This is a genomic window from Edaphosphingomonas laterariae (assembly GCF_900188165.1).
In the GTDB taxonomy this organism is placed as follows: domain Bacteria; phylum Pseudomonadota; class Alphaproteobacteria; order Sphingomonadales; family Sphingomonadaceae; genus Sphingomonas_E; species Sphingomonas_E laterariae.
In genome coordinates, this window is the sequence record NZ_FZOS01000007.1 from 119,995 (window position 1) to 136,817 (window position 16,823).

Consider the following 16,823-nt stretch of genomic DNA (forward strand, 5'->3'; position numbering starts at 1 on the left):
CTCCGATCAGAAGCGCTCGGGCCGAAGCAGCACGACCACGAGATAGACGAGAAGGCCGGCCGCGACGGAGCCGGCGATGAGCAGCGACGAGGGCATGGTGTCACGCCTCCTCGCACAGGCGGACATAAGCGAATGTCAGCCCAACGAGGCCTGCGGTGAGGCCGAGCCAGAGGAGATCGGACATGGGATATATCCTTGGACAGGCGCGGTCCGAGGATGGGACCGTCCCGCCGCAGATAGGCGTGGCCTGCATTAAGTTTCGCGGGCGAAAGCAGCCGTCCGCATTAAATCGGCATTAAGTCGGGCCGGGGGGATTTGGCGTGGGATCGGATGCGGGGCTAAGCATCGGGGATGACCGATCGCGCGATCATCGAAAAACGACCGTCCCCCGACGCGCTGCTGCGCCAGGCCCGCCGCGAAGGGCGCGGCCAGCTCAAGATCTTCCTCGGCGCCGCACCGGGCGTTGGCAAGACCTTCGCGATGCTTGCCGAAGGCGCGGCGCTGCTCAGGGAAGGCGAGGATGTCGTCGTTGCGGTGGTCGAAACCCACGGCCGCGCGGAAACCGAGGCGCTGGTCGAACCTTTTGAGATCATCCCCCGCCGGCAGGTGGAATATCATGGCCGCACGCTCACCGAGATGGATCTCGATGAGGTGCTGGCCCGCAAGCCGGCGCTGGCACTGGTCGACGAATATGCCCACACCAATGTCGACGGCGGGCGCCATCCCAAACGCTGGCAGGATGTCGACGAACTGCTCGACGCCGGGATCGACGTCTTCACCACGCTCAACATCCAGCATGTCGAAAGCCTGACCGATGTGGTGGCGAGCTTCACGCGGGTGCGGGTGCGCGAAACCGTGCCCGACAGCGTGTTCGAAGATGCCGAGATCAAGGTCGTCGATCTGCCGCCCGATGAACTGATCGAGCGGTTGAAGGAGGGCAAGGTCTATGTGCCGCAGGAAGCATCGCGCGCGCTGGGCCATTTCTTCTCCAAGCCCAACCTGTCCGCCTTGCGCGAAATGGCGTTGCGCCGCGCGGCGCTCAGCATCGATCGGCAGATGCTGCAGGAACTTGACGCAACGGCGCTGCCCGGAACCTTCGGCGCGGGCGAACGCATCCTTGTCGCGGTTAGCGAACAGCCGGGCGCGGATGCACTGATCAGGGCGGCGAAGCGCCTGGCCGATGGCCTGCGCGCGCCATGGATGGCCGTCCATATCGAAACCCCGCGCAGCGCGGCGTTCGACGAGGAAGCGCGTCGCCGGATCGCGGCCGCGCTGGCGCTGGCCGCAACGCTGGGCGCCACCATCGCCACCGTTCCGGCCGAAAATGTCGTCACCGGGCTCCGCAACCAGATCGAAGGGATGCGCGCGACCCAGATCGTCATCGGCCGGTCGCAGCGCAGCTGGTGGTTCGAACTGCGCCACGGTTCGGTGGTCGAAGCGATCGTCAAGCATCTGCAGGGCGTGGCGGTCCACGTCATCCCGTCGCCTTCGGCCGCGCTTGATAGCCCGCAACGGCTGAAGCGGCTGGCCGGCGGCTGGGGGCATCCGCGTGCCTACGCCACCATCGCCCTGCTGCTGGCCGTCACCACCGCCGTCGCCGCGCTGGCCCAGCCGTGGATCGGCGCCGGCGCGGTCGACCTGCTCTATCTCGTTCCCGTCATCGTGGCGGCGAGCCTTTACGGCCTGCGGCCGGGGCTGATCGCCAGCATCGCGGCGGCGCTCGCCTTCAACTTCTTCTTCCTCGCGCCGACCCTCACCTTCACGATCGCCGATCCGCAAAGCGTGTTGACGATGCTGATCCTCACCGCGGTTGCGGCCTTCACCAGCAACCTTGCCGGGCGGCTGCGCAACCGGGCCAAGATCGGCGTGCGTGGCGCGCAGGAAAGCGCGGCGCTCGCGGCATTTTCGCAAACGCTGGCCCGCGCGTCCGATCGCGAGACGACGGCACGGTCGGTTTGCGACGAAGTGGCCCGCTTGCTCGAAGTGCGCACGATCCTCTTGGCCGACAGGGATGGCCATCTCGATATTGTCGCGTCGCAGCCCGAAGCGGCGGGGCTCGATCCGATCGACCGTGCCGCCGCCGACTGGGCATGGGCGCGGGGCGAGCTTGCCGGCTGCGGCAGCGCCACGCTGCCCGCCGCCAACTGGCAGTTCCATCCGCTCAAGACCGGCCTTGGCGTGCTGGCGGTGCTTGGTGTCGCGCGCGATGATGGGCGCGATCCGGTGCCGGCCGATCGCGCGGTGCTGCTGTCCACGCTCGTCGGGCAGGCGGCGCTCGCCCATGAACGCCTGCATCTCGAAGATGAGATGCGGTCGATGTCGATCCTCAAGGAACGCGATCGTCTGCGGGCCGCGCTGCTATCTTCCATCGGGCATGATCTGCGGACGCCGCTGACCGGCGTCACCAGCGCGATCGAGGCCATTCGCGCCGAACATCCCGATGCCGCCACCATTCCCCTCGCGCGGGCCGAACTGGCGCGGTTGCGTCGCTTTCTGGACAATCTGGTGGATATGGTCCGGCTCGATGCCGGCGCGCTGAAACTGGCGCTGGAGCCGATCGATCTGACCGATGCGGCGGCCGGCGCGGTGCATGATCTGAAGGAAACGCTGCGCGGCCATCATATCGATTTTCAGGTGCCGCCCAATCTGCCGCTGGTGCGGGCCGACGCGCGCCTGCTGCATCACATGCTGATCAACCTGTTGGCCAATGCCGTGCAGCATGGCGCGGGGCAGGGGCCGATCACGCTGGCTGCCGATCGCACGGCGGATGCCGTGCGGCTGATGGTACGCGATCGCGGGCCGGGGCTGGAGCCGGGGGCCGAAAGCCGAATCTTCGAAACCTTCGCGCAGGGCACGGGCGGCGATCGCCACGGCGGCAGCGGGCTCGGGCTTGCGATCGTCAAGGGCTTTGCCGAAGCGATGGGGATTGCGGTGATCGCCGCCAACCATCCCGATGGCGGTGCCGAATTCACGCTCGTCTTCGGGCCGGCGAACATCGTGTCGCCGGCGGAAGACGAGGGCGAGTGAACGAACGGAGCCGGCCGCCACCGCACCCGAAGGCGCGATGGCGTCCGGCCCGTTTCACCTTCCGGTCAGACCGCGCTTGGCCGGCGTTCGCCCAGCACCTTCACGGCGAAGTCCATGGCCGGGCCGGGCGTCGGCGCGGTCTTGGTCTTCAGCGTGTAATTGGGGTGGGGCAGGGCAAGGTCGAGCCGATGGAAGATGCGCGCGATGCTCATCGCCATCAGCACTTCGGCAAGGCCCTGGCCAAGGCAGCTATGCGGCCCGCGCCCGAAGGGGGAGTAAGCGCCCTTCTGCAGATGTTCGGCCCGCGGCCGCTGGTAACGGTCGACGTCGAACTTGGTCACGTCCGGGAAGAATTCTTCCATGAAGTGCGGCACGCTGGTGCCGATATACAGCATCTCGTCCTTGGGGATGGTGAAGCCCGCATATTCGAAGTCGAAATTGGCGATCCGCATCTGGGCCACCGCGATCGGCCATAGCCGCATCGCTTCCATGCAGGCGCCGTTGATCACCGGCAGGCGGCGGATGTCATCCTCGGTCAGCGTTTCCTTGGCGAACAGCTCGTCGGCCTCCGCCTGGACGCGGGCCAGGATTTCCGGGTCCTTGAGGATGCCGTAGATGCACGCGGCCATCGTGTTCGCCGCCGTGTCGAGGCCCGCGACATAGGGGCCCGTCACCGTCAGCGACAGGTTCTGATCGGGCATGATATCCTTGTCTTCGATATTCGCCGTCACGATGTCGTTGATCAGGTTCTTGGGCGCCGTGCCGTCGGCGATCTGGCGCTTGAAATCGGTGATCATCATCTGGCCGAGCTCGTCCACCCGGCGCCGCGCCTTCTTGTAGCGCGGATCATACATCATGATCCGGGGGCGCTGGCGCGTCACCAGCACGTTCAGGATCGTCAGGATCGCGAAGCGGATATCCTTCACATAATCCAGCGGCGCCTGCCCGGTCATGATCGTGCCGAGCTGTTCGACGACCATATATTGCATGGCTTCGACCACGGGGACGCGCGAGCCGACGTCCCAGCGGCGGCCGATCGCGCGATCGGTGATGTCGCGCAGGTCGTCATACTGGCCCTGCACCGCCTCGCGCGAGAAGCCTTCGCGCATCAGCGTGCGCAGCTTGATATGGCGTTCGCCATCGACCGACGTGATCGTCTCGGTCGCGCCATATTCGTTGACCAGGCCTTCCCAGAATTCCTTGGAACGCAGCGCGTCGCGGCCTTCGCGGGTCGTCATGAAGGTCGCGGATTCCGGGCCGGCGATGACCAGCGATTCACGGCCGAACACCTTGATGCGGAACACCGGGCCATAATCGCGATAGCAGCGGACGAAGAATGCGGCAGGGTCCTTCGCCATCTCCAGCGTATTGCCCAGGAAGGGCAAGCCCGGAACGGTCGGGATGTCGCTGGCGGGCCGGGCCTTGGTTGCAGGCGCCTCACCCTCGGCGGGCTTGTCCAGAACGGTAGCCATTTGCTTCTCCTTGATACGATACGCTCTCAGACAAGCCCCGCATGGCGTTCGCGAACGATGCGAACGGCGAAGCTCATTGCCGGTCCGGGCGTGGGTGTTGTTTTTGTTTTCAGAACATAATCCGGCGTTGGCAGCGCCAGATCAAAGCGATGGAAGATGCGCGCAACGCACATCGCCATCAGCACCTCCGCAAGACCTTGGCCCAAACAGGAATGGGGGCCGCGGCCGAATGGGGAATAAGCCCCCTTTTGTAGATGTTCGGCACGCGGTCGCTGATAGCGATCGATGTCGAACTTCATTGGTTCTGGAAAGAACTCCGGCATGAAATGCGGCACGCTGGTGCCGACATAGAGCAGCGCATCCTTGGGGATGACATAGCCGCCAAATTCAAAATCATAATTGGTGGCGCGCATCTGGGCGACGGCGATCGGCCACAGCCGCATCGCTTCCATCACCGCGCCGTTGATCACCGGCAGCTTGCGGAAATCCTCCTCCGTCAGCGTGTCCTTGGCGAACAGCTCGTCGGCTTCCGCCTGCACGCGGGCCGCCACGCCGGGTTCCTTGAGGATGCCGTAGATGCAGGCGGCGATCGTGTTGGCCGCCGTGTCGAGCCCGGCGACATAAGGCCCCGTCACCGTCAGGATCAGGTTCCGGTCCGGCATAAGATCCTTGTCGTCGCGGTTGGCGCGGATGATGTCGGTGATCAGGTTGTCGGGCGCGGTGCCGGCTTCCAGCCGCTGCCGGAAATCGGTGATCATATGTTGGCCAAGCTGGTCGACGCGCTGGCGCGCCCGCTTGTAGCGCGGATCGCGCAGCATGATCTGCGGGCGCTGGCGCGTCACCAGCACGTTCAGGATCGTCAGGATCGCGAAGCGGATATCCTCGACATAATCGAGCGGGGCCTGCCCGGTCATGATCATGCCCAGTTGCTCGACGATCAGATACTGGATCGCTTCCACCACCGGCAGCCGCGCGCCCGCGCTCCATTTGCGGGCCAGCGCACGATCGGTGATCTCCACCATCGCGTCATATTGGCCGTGCACCGCCTCGCGCGAGAAACCTTCGCGCATCAGCGTGCGCAGGCGGATGTGGCGCGGGCCGTCGACGCCGTTGATCACCTCGGTCGCGCCATATTCGTCGGCGACGCCCTGGTTGAATTCCTTCGATCGCAAGGCATCGCGGCCTTCGCGCGTCGTCATGAACAAGGCGGCCTCGGGGCCGGCGATGACGATGGATTCGCGGCCGAACACCTTCACTTTGAAGACGGGGCCATAATCATGATAGCAGCGGACGAAGAAAGCCGCCGGATCCTTCGCCATTTCCAGCGTGTTGCCCAGGAAGGGCAGGCCGGATGCCAGCGGGATTTCGCTGGCGGGGCGAGCGGCAGCGGCGTGCGCCGTCTTTTCGGGCTGCGGCATTTCGAGAACAGTGGCCAAGATATCCTCCTGTCCAGACCGGTCATCGGCCCGCCCACATCGTCAGGCGGGCCGATGCGCGCGGGGCTCAGTTCGGAATCAGCAAGAAGTCCACATAAGCCGCGGCTTCCGCAGGGAAGGGCGGGTAGAACATCGGCGCGCCCTGGGCCGGATCCAGCGCGTCCTCGACCACGGCGCGGCCGTTCGAGAATTCCTGGAAGCCCGCCTTGCCGCCCAGCCGGCCGATGCCGCTATGGTTGGAACCGCCAAAGGGCAGCGTGGCGACATTGGCCTGGATGGCGGCGTTGTTCACCGCGGCCGAGCCCGAACGGGTATGATCGATATACCAGTCGGCGGTCTCGCGATCCTGCGTGAAGATATAGAGGCCGAGCGGCTTGGGCCGCTTGGCGATCTCCCGCACGGCGTCTTCGCGGGTGGCGAAGGCGTGGATGGTCAGCACCGGGCCGAACACCTCCTCCTGGAAGATCTCCATATCCTCGGTCACATTGTCGAGGATGGTGGGGGCGACATATTTGGCCGCCGGGTCCACCTCGCCACCCATCAGGATGCGCGCGCCCTTGCCGACGGCATCGTCGATCAGCGCCTTGATGCGCAGCGTGTGCCGTTCGTTCACGATCCGCGGCAGATCGGCAGATGCCTGAAAGCCTTCGCCATTGGGGTTGTAGAAGGCGGTGATCTTTTCGATCAGCTTGGCAACATAGGCATCCTTGATGCTTTCGTGGACCAGCAGATAATCCGGGCACAGGCAGACCTGGCCGGCGATCAGGTGGCGCACGAAGGCGATCTTGCCCGCCGCATCGTCCAGATCGGCATCGCGTTCGATGACGGCGGGGTTCTTGCCGCCCATTTCCAGCGTGACGCCGGCGAAATGCTGCGCGGCCGCTTCCATCACCAGCCGGCCGACGCGGTTGTTGCCGACATAGCAGATATGGTTGAACGGCAGCTTGAGCAGCGCCTGCGCGACATCCGGGCCGCCGGTGATGACGGCCACGTCATCGGCAAGGCCGGCCTTCTCGATCACCTGGCGCACCATTTCGGCCGAAAGCGGCGCCACTTCGGACGGCTTCAGCGCGACGGCATTGCCCGACGCGATCATGCTGATCAGCGGCGAAAGGCTGATCAGCACCGGGGAGTTCCAGGTCGAAAGGTGCAGCACCACGCCCTTGGGTTCCCAGTGGATATAGGCCTTGCGACCCATCAGCGCCGGAACATCCTCGACCGCTTCATTGCCCATCCAGCCTTCAAGGCGTTCGCAGAAGAAGTCGATCTCGCCCTTCAGCGGGATCAGGTGCATCTTGCCGTCCATGCCCAGCTCGTCATGGCCGGCCTGGCCGATTTCGGCGCGCAGTTCGTAGACGGCCTGGTAGAGCGCACGCAGCTTGGCGATGCGTTCGGCGGCGGTGGTGCGGGCCAGCGCCGGGGCGCGGGCCTGCAGGCGATCGAAGATATCCTGATAGGGATTGGCTTCGACGACGGGGCTATACTGGTTCATCGTCGCAATCTCCTTACATCATGTCCGGAATGGCGGGCTGGCGACGCTCGATCATGTCGTCGTAACGCTTGCGGATCGCGTCCTTGGTCTTGTCGGTCAGCGGCAGGATGTAGAAATCGTCGCGCAGGATCGACTGATAGACCTCTTCGGCGAAATCCTCGGGCTGCGTCAGCGGCACTTCGTGGCCGATCAGCATCTTCATCGCCGCCTGGAATTCGTCGACATTGTTGATGCCCGCGCCCGAAGCGATGGCGGGATCGTCATATTCCTTCTGCAGGTTGCGGTGCGAGCTGAAGAGGTTGGTGTCGACGACGTGCGGCCCCGGGAACAGGATCGCGGCGCGCACCTTGGTGCCCGAAAACTGGAGCTGATAGGCCAGCACTTCCATCAGCGCGATCAGCGCCGCCTTCGAAGCGGAATAGGCCGCGCCCGACGGCGGGAAGACGATGCCCGCGCCCGACGAAGTGGACGCCATCAGCGCATCTTCGCCCTGCGCGATCAGCGTCGGCATGAACGAAAGGATGCCGTTCAGCGGGCCGAAGAAGTTCACGTCCATCGCCCAGCGATAAGCCTTTTCGGGTGTGTCCCAGATCGTCGGGCCACCGCCGCCGCCCACGCCGGCATTGTTGATGACGATGTTCACCTTGCCATATTCGGCGAGCGCGCGATCACGCAGCGCATCGACCGCCTCGCGCTTGGACACGTCGGTGACATGGCCGATGGCGGTGCCGCCGGCGGCCTTCACGTCGCTGACCGCGGCTTCAAGGGCATTGGGTTCGATATCGGCCAGCACCACCTTGGCGCCGGCGCGCGCCAGACGCAGCGCGACCTGCTTGCCGACGCCGCTGGCGGCGCCGGTGATGACGGCTACCTTGTCCGTGAAATCCTGCATGTGCCTTCCTCTCTCCTAATTTGTTCTGGTGTAGCGGGCGGCAGGGGGCGGGGACGGCTCAGTCGCCCGGCAATTCCTCCCCCCGTTGGCGTGCAATGCGCTCGATCACCGGCGCGATCAGCCGGTCGAGGATCATCTCCGCGTCGGCCAGATAGTTTTCCACCTGCTCGCGGATCAGCGGCAGCTCGTCGGCGCCATAATGGGCGAGCGAAGCCTGGATGCGCGATGCCGACGAACGGCCGCGCGCCCGGCTGGCGCGTTCGCGGCAGATGGCGACCGCGCCGGCGATTGCCAGCGCGCCGACATGGCTCTGGATGTCCAGCGCCTCCTTGGCGTCGAAGCCGCGGCTGACCATGCCGTGCAGGAAGCGTTCGGCCACTTCCAGCTCCACCTCCGGCCCCAGGCCGGCGTCGATGAACTGGACGATGATTTGCGGATGCTCAACCAGCTGGGCCTGGATCGCGCGGGCGAAGGCGACGATATATTTGGACCAGTGGAGGTCGTCGGTGCCCGCCATTTCCAGGCTGGAAACCTGGCGCGCGGCGGCCAGCCGCAGCAGTTCGTCGCGGCTGCCGACATATTGGTACAATGTCGCCGTGCCGACGCCGAGATGTTCGGCCAACCGCTTCATGCTGATCGCGGTCATGCCGATCTCGATCGCGGCGTCGAGCACCATCTCCCGCGTCAGCAGGCGTGGGCGGCCGATCGTGCGGCGCGGAGAGGATATTTCTCGAATCACATTCGGATACTCGTTCGGAAAGTTTGGCACGTCAATCCCGTCGCACGGCATGTTCGCGGGATTTCATCGCAAAAACAAAACGCCGCCCCGGCAGTGGGCCGGGGCGGCGCTTCAACGCGTAGTCGCTGGGCCGGAGGCCGATCAGGCCATCGCGGCTTCGAGGTTGACGCGGATCGCTTCGAAGAACTGCTCGGTCGTCATCCAGGGCTGATCCGGGCCGATCAGGATCGCGAGATCCTTGGTCATCTGGCCCTTTTCGACCGTCTCGATGCAGACGCGCTCGAGCGTTTCGGCGAACTTGGTTACTTCCGGCGTGCCGTCGAACTTGCCGCGGAAGGCAAGGCCCTGCGTCCAGGCGAAGATCGACGCGATCGGGTTGGTCGACGTCGCCTTGCCCTGCTCGTGCATGCGATAGTGGCGGGTGACGGTGCCGTGGGCAGCTTCCGCCTCGATCGTCTTGCCGTCCGGCGACATGAGGACCGAGGTCATCAGGCCGAGCGAGCCGAAGCCCTGCGCCACGGTGTCGGACTGCACGTCGCCATCATAGTTCTTGCAGGCCCAGACGAACTTGCCCGACCACTTGAGCGCCGAGGCGACCATGTCGTCGATCAGGCGATGTTCGTAAACGATGCCCTTTTCCTTGAAGGCGGCGGCGAATTCGGCGTCGAACACTTCCTGGAACAGATCCTTGAAGCGGCCGTCATAGGCCTTGAGGATGGTGTTCTTGGTCGACAGGTACAGCGGCCAGCTGCGGCCGGCGGCATAGTTCATGCTGGCGCGGGCGAAATCACGGATCGACTCGTCCAGGTTGTACATGCCCATGGCCACGCCCGACGACGGGAACTGGAACACTTCCTCGTCGATCGTGTCGCCATTGTCGCCTTCCCAGACGAGGCGCAGCTTGCCCGGGCCCGGCACCTTGAAATCGGTCGCGCGATACTGGTCGCCAAAGGCGTGACGGCCGACGACGATCGGATCGGTCCAGCCCGGAACCAGCCGGGGAACGTTCTTGATGACGATCGGTTCGCGGAACACGACGCCGCCCAGGATGTTGCGGATCGTGCCGTTCGGCGACTTCCACATCTTCTTGAGGTTGAATTCCTCGACGCGGGCTTCGTCCGGGGTGATCGTGGCGCACTTCACGCCGACGCCATACTTCTGGATCGCCTTCGCGGAGTCGATGGTGATCTGGTCGGCCGTCTCGTCACGCTTCTGGACCGAGAGGTCGTAATATTCGAGCTTGATGTCCAGATAGGGCAGGATCAGCCGCTCGCGGATCCACTGCCAGATGATCCGGGTCATTTCATCGCCGTCGAGCTCGACGACGGGGGTCTTCACGGTGATCTTGGCCATGGAGGTTCCGCTTTCTCTGGGTGATAGAATCGCGGGTCCGCATAGGCAATGCGCGGGCCGCGATCAACCTTGCGGCGGTGCGGCGGGGTGCATTGCGCGATGGATGACCCTCGGGGTGAACGGTGCGGCGGAAGGCGGGCGCCGCGATCGGGTCCGTCCGTCCGCTGCAACGCAACGAAAAGATCGGCGCTGCGCGTGATGCAGTGGCGGGGGTATGCGCTAAACTCGCAGGCCGATGGCCATCTCGCTGCGCATTATCAGCCATAGTTCCTTACAAATCAGCAAAACGCGGCGCATGTCCGGCATTTAAGCTGATCACGTCCCACGAGACGGGAACCCCGGCCGGCCACGGCTGAGAGGTTCGCGGTCGCGGGATGCAGGAGGAACATTCCAGCCCATAACAAAAGGGGAATGTTCCATGATCTATCGTCTCGCTGCCGCGGCCGCGGTGCTTTTGGCGACGACTCCGGCGATCGCGCAGGACGCGCCGGCTGATGCGATCACCGTTTCGGGCAGCGCCGCGCTGGTTTCCGATTATCGCTTCCGTGGCGTGTCGCAGTCCGACAAGGAGATGGCGATCCAGGGCGGCTTTACCGTTTCGCACGAAAGCGGCCTTTATGCCGGCACCTGGGGATCGAGCCTGTCGGGCTGGGGCACCTTTGGCGGCGGCAACATGGAACTCGATCTTTACGCCGGCTACAAGCTGCCGGTCGGCGGCGCCACCGTCGATGTCGGCCTGACCTGGTACATGTATCCGGGCGGCGCGGATAACACCGATTTCGCCGAGCCTTATGTGAAGGTCAGCGGATCCGCCGGGCCGGTCAGCCTGCTCGCCGGCATCGCCTATGCGCCCAAGCAGCAGGCGCTCGGCAATTATGCCGCCACCCCGCAGAGCCGTGGCCAGAAGCAGGATAATCTCTATCTCTGGGGCGATGCCAGCGGCGCCATTCCGGGAACGCCGGTCACGCTGAAGGCGCATATCGGCTATTCGGACGGCAATCCCGGCCTCGGCCCCAACGGCACCAGCATCGCGCCCACCGGCAAGTATCTCGATTGGCTGCTCGGTGCCGATCTCGCGCTCGGGCCCGTCGTGCTCGGCGTCAGCTATGTCGATACCGATATCAGCAAGGCGGAATCAGCCTATCTGCTGCCCAATTTCTCGTCGACCAAGGATGGTTCGACGATCGCCGGCAGCCAGGTCGTGTTCTCGGCAACCGTCGCCTTCTGATCGGGTAACGGGTGGAAGGGGGTCAGCGCGATCGATCCGGTCGCGCTGCCCGGTTTTTTTTCAGGCGCCGGTCCGCATCGTGCAGCACAGGCAGGCGACATGGCGTTCGCGCGACCATGGTTCGCAGATGACGATCGCGTCGTCGCCGGCGCCTTCGCAAAAAGGCCGGGTGGCCGCGCGCTTGCGATGGTCGGCCAGCTTGGCCGCGACCTCGCCATGGAAGGAGCCGGCGGATTTGCCGGTTTTCGTCGGCCCGTCGCCCTCACGACGCGGGCGAGACGGTAAACGGATACTATTTGTACGCAGACCAGCCACTTCGATCCTCAATTGCAACCTAGTTGCTCCATAGAGGGGCGAACGGCCGTGGCGCTTCCGTATCACTACGTAGTGGGCTGAAAGCCGGTCGATTTTGACTGATGGTGACAGCCGAAACGATCCTGCCGCCACTGCGCCGTTGTCAGGCGCCATGGCGGATCGTAAGAACGCACAATGACTTCCCAGGAAAAGCCGGACGCGGGCACCGCGGCCGTTCGTTGGCGCTGGCCGTCGGTCCACCCCGAAGGCCGCAAGTTCGCGCTGATTGGCGCGGGCATCACGCTCATCTTCGCGCTGATGGCGTGGGAGACGCTCGCCTGGCCGATGGCCGGCGTGACGGTCTGGATCCTCGCCTTCTTCCGCGATCCGGTCCGCACCTTCCCCCGGGGGGAGGGATTCATCGTCGCGCCGGCCGACGGGTTGGTGACGATGATCGCGGCGGTGCCGCCGCCGCGCGAGATGGCTGGGCCCGACGGATTGGGCGATCAGCCGATGACGCGCGTTTCGATTTTCATGAGCGTGTTCGACGTCCACATCAACCGATCGCCGATCGCCGGCACTATCCGCCGCGTCGTCTATATCTCGGGCAAATTCCTCAACGCCGATCTCGACAAGGCGAGCGAGGAGAATGAGCGCCAGCACATTCTGGTCGAGGGCAGTGACGGGACGCGGATCGGCTTCACCCAGATCGCCGGCCTCGTCGCGCGGCGCATCGTGCCGTTCGTCAAGCCGGGCGATATCGTCGCTGGCGGCCAGCGCGTCGGCCTGATCCGCTTCGGCAGCCGCGTCGACGTCTATCTGCCGGCCGGCACCGCGCCGCGCGTCGCGCTCGGCCAGCGGACGATCGCCGGCGAAACCGTGCTCGCCAAAATCGGCGATGGCGAACGGGTCCACGGAACCGCGCTGTGACGACGCCGCGCCCCGATCGGCCTGATCGCCCGCGTCGCGGCATCCCGTTGCGCGCGCTGGCGCCCAATGCGGTGACGGCGCTGGCGCTCTGCTTCGGGCTGACCGGCGTGCGCTTCGCCATTGCCGGCGAATGGGAAAAGGCCGTCGCCTCGATCATCGTCGCCGGCGTGCTCGATGGGCTCGATGGCCGCATCGCGCGGCTGCTCAAGGGCGAAAGCCGCTTCGGCGCCGAGCTGGATTCGCTGTCCGACGTGATCGCCTTTGGTGTGTCGCCGGCGATCATCATCTATCTCTGGTCGTTGCAGACGCTGCCGCGCTTCGGCTGGCTGTTCGCGCTGGCCCATGCGGTATGCTGCGCGCTGCGCCTCGCGCGGTTCAACGCGCAGATCGATTCGCACGAACAGCCGCACAAATCGGCCGGCTTCCTCACCGGCGTGCCCGCGCCGGCGGGCGCCGGGTTGATGCTGCTGCCCGTCTATGCCTGGCTGGTGACGGGGGAGGCCGTGCTGCGCGAGCCCTGGATCGTCGCGCCCTGGGCCGGCTTCGTCGCCTTCCTGATGGTATCCAACGTCGCTACGTTCAGTTGGTCGTCGCTGAAGCTTCGCCAGGGCGTCCGCCTTGCCGCGCTCGTCGGCGTGGCACTGGTCGGCGGCGCGCTGATCAGCGCGCCCTGGCATACGCTGACCGTCGTCTCGATCCTCTATGTGCTGGCCATCCCGTTCGGGATGCGCAGCTATGCGCGGGTCAGGCGGCAGCGCGCAGCGGCGCGCTCCGCACCATCACCGGACGCGCCTGCGGCCTGACGCGCGGCGCGCGCAGCGGGGGAAGGGTGCTGGCCGGCTGGCGCATGCCGAGGGCCGCCGCGATCCGATCCGCATATTCGCCGACCATGCCAGCGATGATGCCGAGCGCGATGCCGCCGGCGGCGAGGAAGAACAGGATCGTCATCAGGTGGGCCATGATCGTCTCCATTCCGTTCCGGCTTTCCTCCCGGATCCTCCGCCGAATCGCGGGATCGGGCCGATAGCCTGTGCTTGATGTCATATGTTCCTGTTTTGTTCTTATCGTCAAGGGTTGATTTCCATCGCCTGAATCGCTAGGTGCGCCGCCATTCCACATCCGGGGCCCATAAACCGGTGCTGCTGCGGACAGGCGTTCGTGCGGTCACTGCCCCGGAGAGGTACAACCGGAAGGAGACTATCCCATGGCGGTTCCCACCGTCTCGATGCAGGCGCTTCTCGACGCCGGCGCCCACTTCGGCCACCAGACCCACCGCTGGAACCCGAAGATGAAGCCTTACATCTTTGGTGATCGCAACGGCGTTCACATCATCGACCTGTCGCAGACCGTGCCGCTGATGGCGCGCGCGCTCGACTTCGTGTCGCAGACCGTCGCCCATGGCGGCAAGGTGCTGTTCGTCGGCACCAAGCGCCAGGCGCAGGAGCCGATCGCCGAGGCCGCCCGTCGTTCGGGCCAGCATTATGTCAACCACCGCTGGCTGGGCGGCATGCTCACCAACTGGAAGACGATCTCGGGCTCGATCAAGCGCTTCAAGGCGCTCGAAGAGCAGCTTTCGGGCGACACGCACGGCCTGACCAAGAAGGAAGTGCTGCAGCTCACCCGCGAGCGCGACAAGTTCGAGCTGTCGCTCGGCGGCATCCGCGACATGGGCGGCATCCCGGACGTGATGTTCGTGATCGACGCCAACAAGGAAGAACTGGCGATCAAGGAAGCCAACACGCTCGGCATTCCGGTCGTCGCGATCCTCGATTCGAACGTTAGCCCCGACGGCATCGCCTTCCCGATCCCGGCCAATGACGACGCGGCCCGCGCGATCCGTCTCTACTGCGAAGCGGTGGCGACGGCGGCGACCCGTGGCGATCAGGGCGGCCGCGCTGCCCGCGGCGAAGATCTCGGCGCGATGGCCGAGCCGCCGGCGGAAGAGGCGCTGGGCGCCTGAACGCGCCCGCCGCGCCCATGAAGTGGCGCGTGCGTCATCAGAAGATCACGGGGCGGGCCTATCGGCTCGCCCCGACCCGTTCATAAAGAAAGGACAAGGACATGGCGGAAGTCACTGCCAAGACCGTCAAGGAACTGCGCGACCGCACCGGCGCCGGCATGATGGATTGCAAGAAGGCGCTGGCCGAAACCAATGGCGACATGGAAGCCGCGGTTGACTGGCTGCGCACCAAGGGCCTCGCCGCCGCCGCCAAGAAGGCCGGCCGCCAGGCGGCCGAAGGCCTTGTCGGCGTTGTCGTCAAGGGCACCAAGGGTGCGGCCGTCGAAGTCAATTCGGAAACCGACTTCGTTGCCAAGAACGATCAGTTCCAGAGCTTCGTGAAGACCGTGACCGAGCTCGCGCTCGACACCGGCGATTCGATCGAGGCGCTCGCCGCCGCGACCTATCCGGGCGAAGGCACCGTCGCCGAGAAGCTGACGAGCAACATCGCCACCATCGGCGAGCAGCAGGCGCTGCGTCGCGCGCGCACCATCGCGGTCGATCAGGGCGCGGTCGTGTCCTACACGCACAATGCGGTCGTCCCGGGCCTCGGCAAGATCGGCGTGCTCGTCGCGCTTGAGAGCGCCGCGCCGGCCGACAAGCTGGAAGCGCTGGGCAAGCAGCTGGCGATGCACATCGCCGCCGCCAACCCGCTGGCGCTGACCGCCGAGGGCCTCGACGCCGACACGATCGAGCGTGAGCGCGCCATCGCCGCCGAAAAGGCCGCGGAATCGGGCAAGCCCGCCAACATCGTCGAAAAGATGGTGGAAGGCGCGATCGCCAAGTACCGCAAGGAAAACGCGCTCGTCAGCCAGCTGTTCGTGATGGACGGCAAGACCCCGGTGGCCGACGTCGTCGCCGCCGCCGGCAAGGAAGCCGGCGCGCCGATCGTGCTGAAGGACTATGTCCGCTTCCAGCTCGGCGAAGGCATTGAGAAGAAGGAAAGCGACTTCGCCGCCGAAGTCGCCGCCGCTGCCGGCGCCTGATCTTCTTGCGGCGTCCTCTCCCGTTCACGCGGGGGAGGGCGCCGACATGCCTTTGGCTTCGGCGCGTATCCTCGCGGGATATTGATCCGATTCGGGCTGAGACAGCCCTTATTCGATGAATCGATATGCCGTATTTGGTGAGGGCCCGTTCGCTTATCGACGATGATTGCGCATGGCGCTTCCATCTCGAACGATCAGGCACTAGGGTGCGCGCCGTTTCCCTTCCCGAGTAGAGAGATTTTCACGGCGATGACCCGGCCGCGCTTCAACCGCATCCTCCTGAAGCTGTCCGGCGAAGTGCTGATGGGGCAGAACCAGTTCGGCATCGATCCCGAAACGGTGGCCCGCGTCGCGCAGGAAATCGCCGATGTCGCCAAGGATCACGAGCTTTGCTTGGTGGTCGGCGGGGGCAATATCTTCCGTGGCCTCGCCGCTGCCGCCCGCGGCTTCGAACGCACCAGCGCCGATTATATGGGCATGCTGGCGACGGTGATGAACGCGCTCGCCGTGCAGAACGCGCTGGAGCAGATCGGCGTCGATACGCGCGTGCAATCCGCCATCCCGATGGACACGGTGTGCGAACCCTTCATCCGCCGCCGCGCCGAGCGCCACATGGAAAAGGGCCGGATCGTCATTTTCGCGGCCGGCACCGGCAATCCCTATTTCACAACGGACAGCGCCGCCGCGTTGCGCGCCGCCGAAATGAACTGCGACGCGCTGTTCAAGGGCACCTCGGTCGATGGCGTCTACGATGCCGATCCCAAGAAGGTGCCGACCGCCAAGCGTTATGACACCGTTACCTTCAACAAGGTCCTGTCGGACGATCTGAAGGTGATGGATGCCAGTGCCGTCGCGCTGTGCCGCGACAACAATATCCCGATCGTCGTGTTCAACATCCGCGAACGGGGCAATCTGGCCCGCGTGCTGGCGGGTGAGGGGACCGCGACGGTCGTCCAGAACGAGGGAGTGTGACCG

16 protein-coding genes are annotated in these 16,823 nt (G+C 65.3%); 7 read left to right on the forward strand and 9 right to left on the reverse strand.

Annotation, left to right across the window (positions count from 1 at the left end; all coding sequences use genetic code 11):
- Positions 1-6: 6 nt before the first annotated feature.
- On the reverse strand, positions 7-96 hold the full coding sequence (gene kdpF, locus CHB74_RS08695) for a K(+)-transporting ATPase subunit F (RefSeq protein WP_144033753.1): 90 nt from the start codon (positions 94-96) through the stop codon (positions 7-9).
- 255 nt (positions 97-351) lie between these two features.
- Between kdpF and CHB74_RS08700 the strand changes: the two genes are divergently transcribed.
- Positions 352-3,027 (forward strand): sensor histidine kinase, encoded by a 2,676-nt coding sequence (locus tag CHB74_RS08700; protein ID WP_089219235.1) that lies wholly within the window; start codon positions 352-354, stop codon positions 3,025-3,027.
- Between the two features lie 65 nt (positions 3,028-3,092).
- On the opposite strand, the gene CHB74_RS08705 is transcribed toward CHB74_RS08700, so the two are convergent.
- The 6 genes from CHB74_RS08705 to CHB74_RS08730 form a co-directional block, all read right to left on the reverse strand.
- The gene (locus CHB74_RS08705; protein WP_089219236.1) at positions 3,093-4,499 is read right to left on the reverse strand and encodes a cytochrome P450; all 1,407 of its coding nucleotides are present in this window, start codon (positions 4,497-4,499) and stop codon (positions 3,093-3,095) included.
- Positions 4,500-4,525: 26 nt separating this feature from the next.
- On the reverse strand, positions 4,526-5,935 hold the full coding sequence (locus CHB74_RS08710) for a cytochrome P450 (protein ID WP_089219237.1): 1,410 nt from the start codon (positions 5,933-5,935) through the stop codon (positions 4,526-4,528).
- Positions 5,936-6,002: 67 nt separating this feature from the next.
- The gene (locus CHB74_RS08715; protein WP_089219238.1) at positions 6,003-7,427 is read right to left on the reverse strand and encodes an aldehyde dehydrogenase family protein; all 1,425 of its coding nucleotides are present in this window, start codon (positions 7,425-7,427) and stop codon (positions 6,003-6,005) included.
- Positions 7,428-7,440: 13 nt separating this feature from the next.
- Positions 7,441-8,319 carry an SDR family NAD(P)-dependent oxidoreductase gene (locus tag CHB74_RS08720; RefSeq protein ID WP_089219239.1) on the reverse strand — a complete coding sequence of 293 codons (879 nt, stop codon included), beginning with the start codon at positions 8,317-8,319 and terminating at the stop codon, positions 7,441-7,443.
- A gap of 58 nt (positions 8,320-8,377) precedes the next feature.
- Complete coding sequence (locus CHB74_RS08725; protein WP_245842761.1) at positions 8,378-9,058, reverse strand: TetR/AcrR family transcriptional regulator; 681 nt, start codon at positions 9,056-9,058, stop codon at positions 8,378-8,380.
- 141 nt (positions 9,059-9,199) lie between these two features.
- Positions 9,200-10,411 carry an NADP-dependent isocitrate dehydrogenase gene (locus tag CHB74_RS08730; RefSeq protein ID WP_089219241.1) on the reverse strand — a complete coding sequence of 404 codons (1,212 nt, stop codon included), beginning with the start codon at positions 10,409-10,411 and terminating at the stop codon, positions 9,200-9,202.
- A 418-nt stretch (positions 10,412-10,829) separates the two neighbouring features.
- On the opposite strand from CHB74_RS08730, the gene CHB74_RS08735 reads away from it, so the two are divergent.
- The gene (locus CHB74_RS08735) at positions 10,830-11,639 is read left to right on the forward strand and encodes a TorF family putative porin (RefSeq protein ID WP_089219242.1); all 810 of its coding nucleotides are present in this window, start codon (positions 10,830-10,832) and stop codon (positions 11,637-11,639) included.
- A 60-nt stretch (positions 11,640-11,699) separates the two neighbouring features.
- On the opposite strand, the gene CHB74_RS08740 is transcribed toward CHB74_RS08735, so the two are convergent.
- Entirely contained in the window at positions 11,700-12,107 is a 408-nt protein-coding gene (locus CHB74_RS08740) for a hypothetical protein (protein WP_144033754.1), read from the reverse strand.
- Between the two features lie 21 nt (positions 12,108-12,128).
- Here CHB74_RS08740 and CHB74_RS08745 point away from each other — a divergent pair, with 21 nt between their 5' ends.
- Together CHB74_RS08745 and CHB74_RS08750 are read left to right on the forward strand one after the other, a co-directional pair.
- Positions 12,129-12,863: a phosphatidylserine decarboxylase gene (locus CHB74_RS08745; RefSeq protein WP_089219244.1), complete on the forward strand. Its 735-nt coding sequence runs from the start codon at positions 12,129-12,131 to the stop codon at positions 12,861-12,863.
- Positions 12,860-13,666 carry a CDP-alcohol phosphatidyltransferase family protein gene (locus CHB74_RS08750; protein WP_089219245.1) on the forward strand — a complete coding sequence of 269 codons (807 nt, stop codon included), beginning with the start codon at positions 12,860-12,862 and terminating at the stop codon, positions 13,664-13,666. Before CHB74_RS08745 ends, CHB74_RS08750 begins: the two co-directional genes overlap by 4 nt.
- On the opposite strand, the gene CHB74_RS08755 is transcribed toward CHB74_RS08750, so the two are convergent.
- Positions 13,608-13,823: a hypothetical protein gene (locus CHB74_RS08755; RefSeq protein WP_144033755.1), complete on the reverse strand. Its 216-nt coding sequence runs from the start codon at positions 13,821-13,823 to the stop codon at positions 13,608-13,610. The two genes, CHB74_RS08750 and CHB74_RS08755, sit on opposite strands and share 59 nt — an antisense overlap.
- 244 nt (positions 13,824-14,067) lie before the next feature.
- On the opposite strand from CHB74_RS08755, the gene rpsB reads away from it, so the two are divergent.
- The 3 genes from rpsB to pyrH all read left to right on the forward strand — a co-directional run bounded on the left by rpsB (position 14,068) and on the right by pyrH (position 16,820).
- The gene (gene rpsB / locus CHB74_RS08760; protein WP_089219247.1) at positions 14,068-14,823 is read left to right on the forward strand and encodes a 30S ribosomal protein S2; all 756 of its coding nucleotides are present in this window, start codon (positions 14,068-14,070) and stop codon (positions 14,821-14,823) included.
- 101 nt (positions 14,824-14,924) lie between these two features.
- Positions 14,925-15,848 (forward strand): translation elongation factor Ts, encoded by a 924-nt coding sequence (tsf, locus tag CHB74_RS08765; protein ID WP_089219248.1) that lies wholly within the window; start codon positions 14,925-14,927, stop codon positions 15,846-15,848.
- A gap of 249 nt (positions 15,849-16,097) precedes the next feature.
- The gene (pyrH, locus tag CHB74_RS08770) at positions 16,098-16,820 is read left to right on the forward strand and encodes a UMP kinase (protein ID WP_089219249.1); all 723 of its coding nucleotides are present in this window, start codon (positions 16,098-16,100) and stop codon (positions 16,818-16,820) included.
- Positions 16,821-16,823 lie beyond the last annotated feature (3 nt).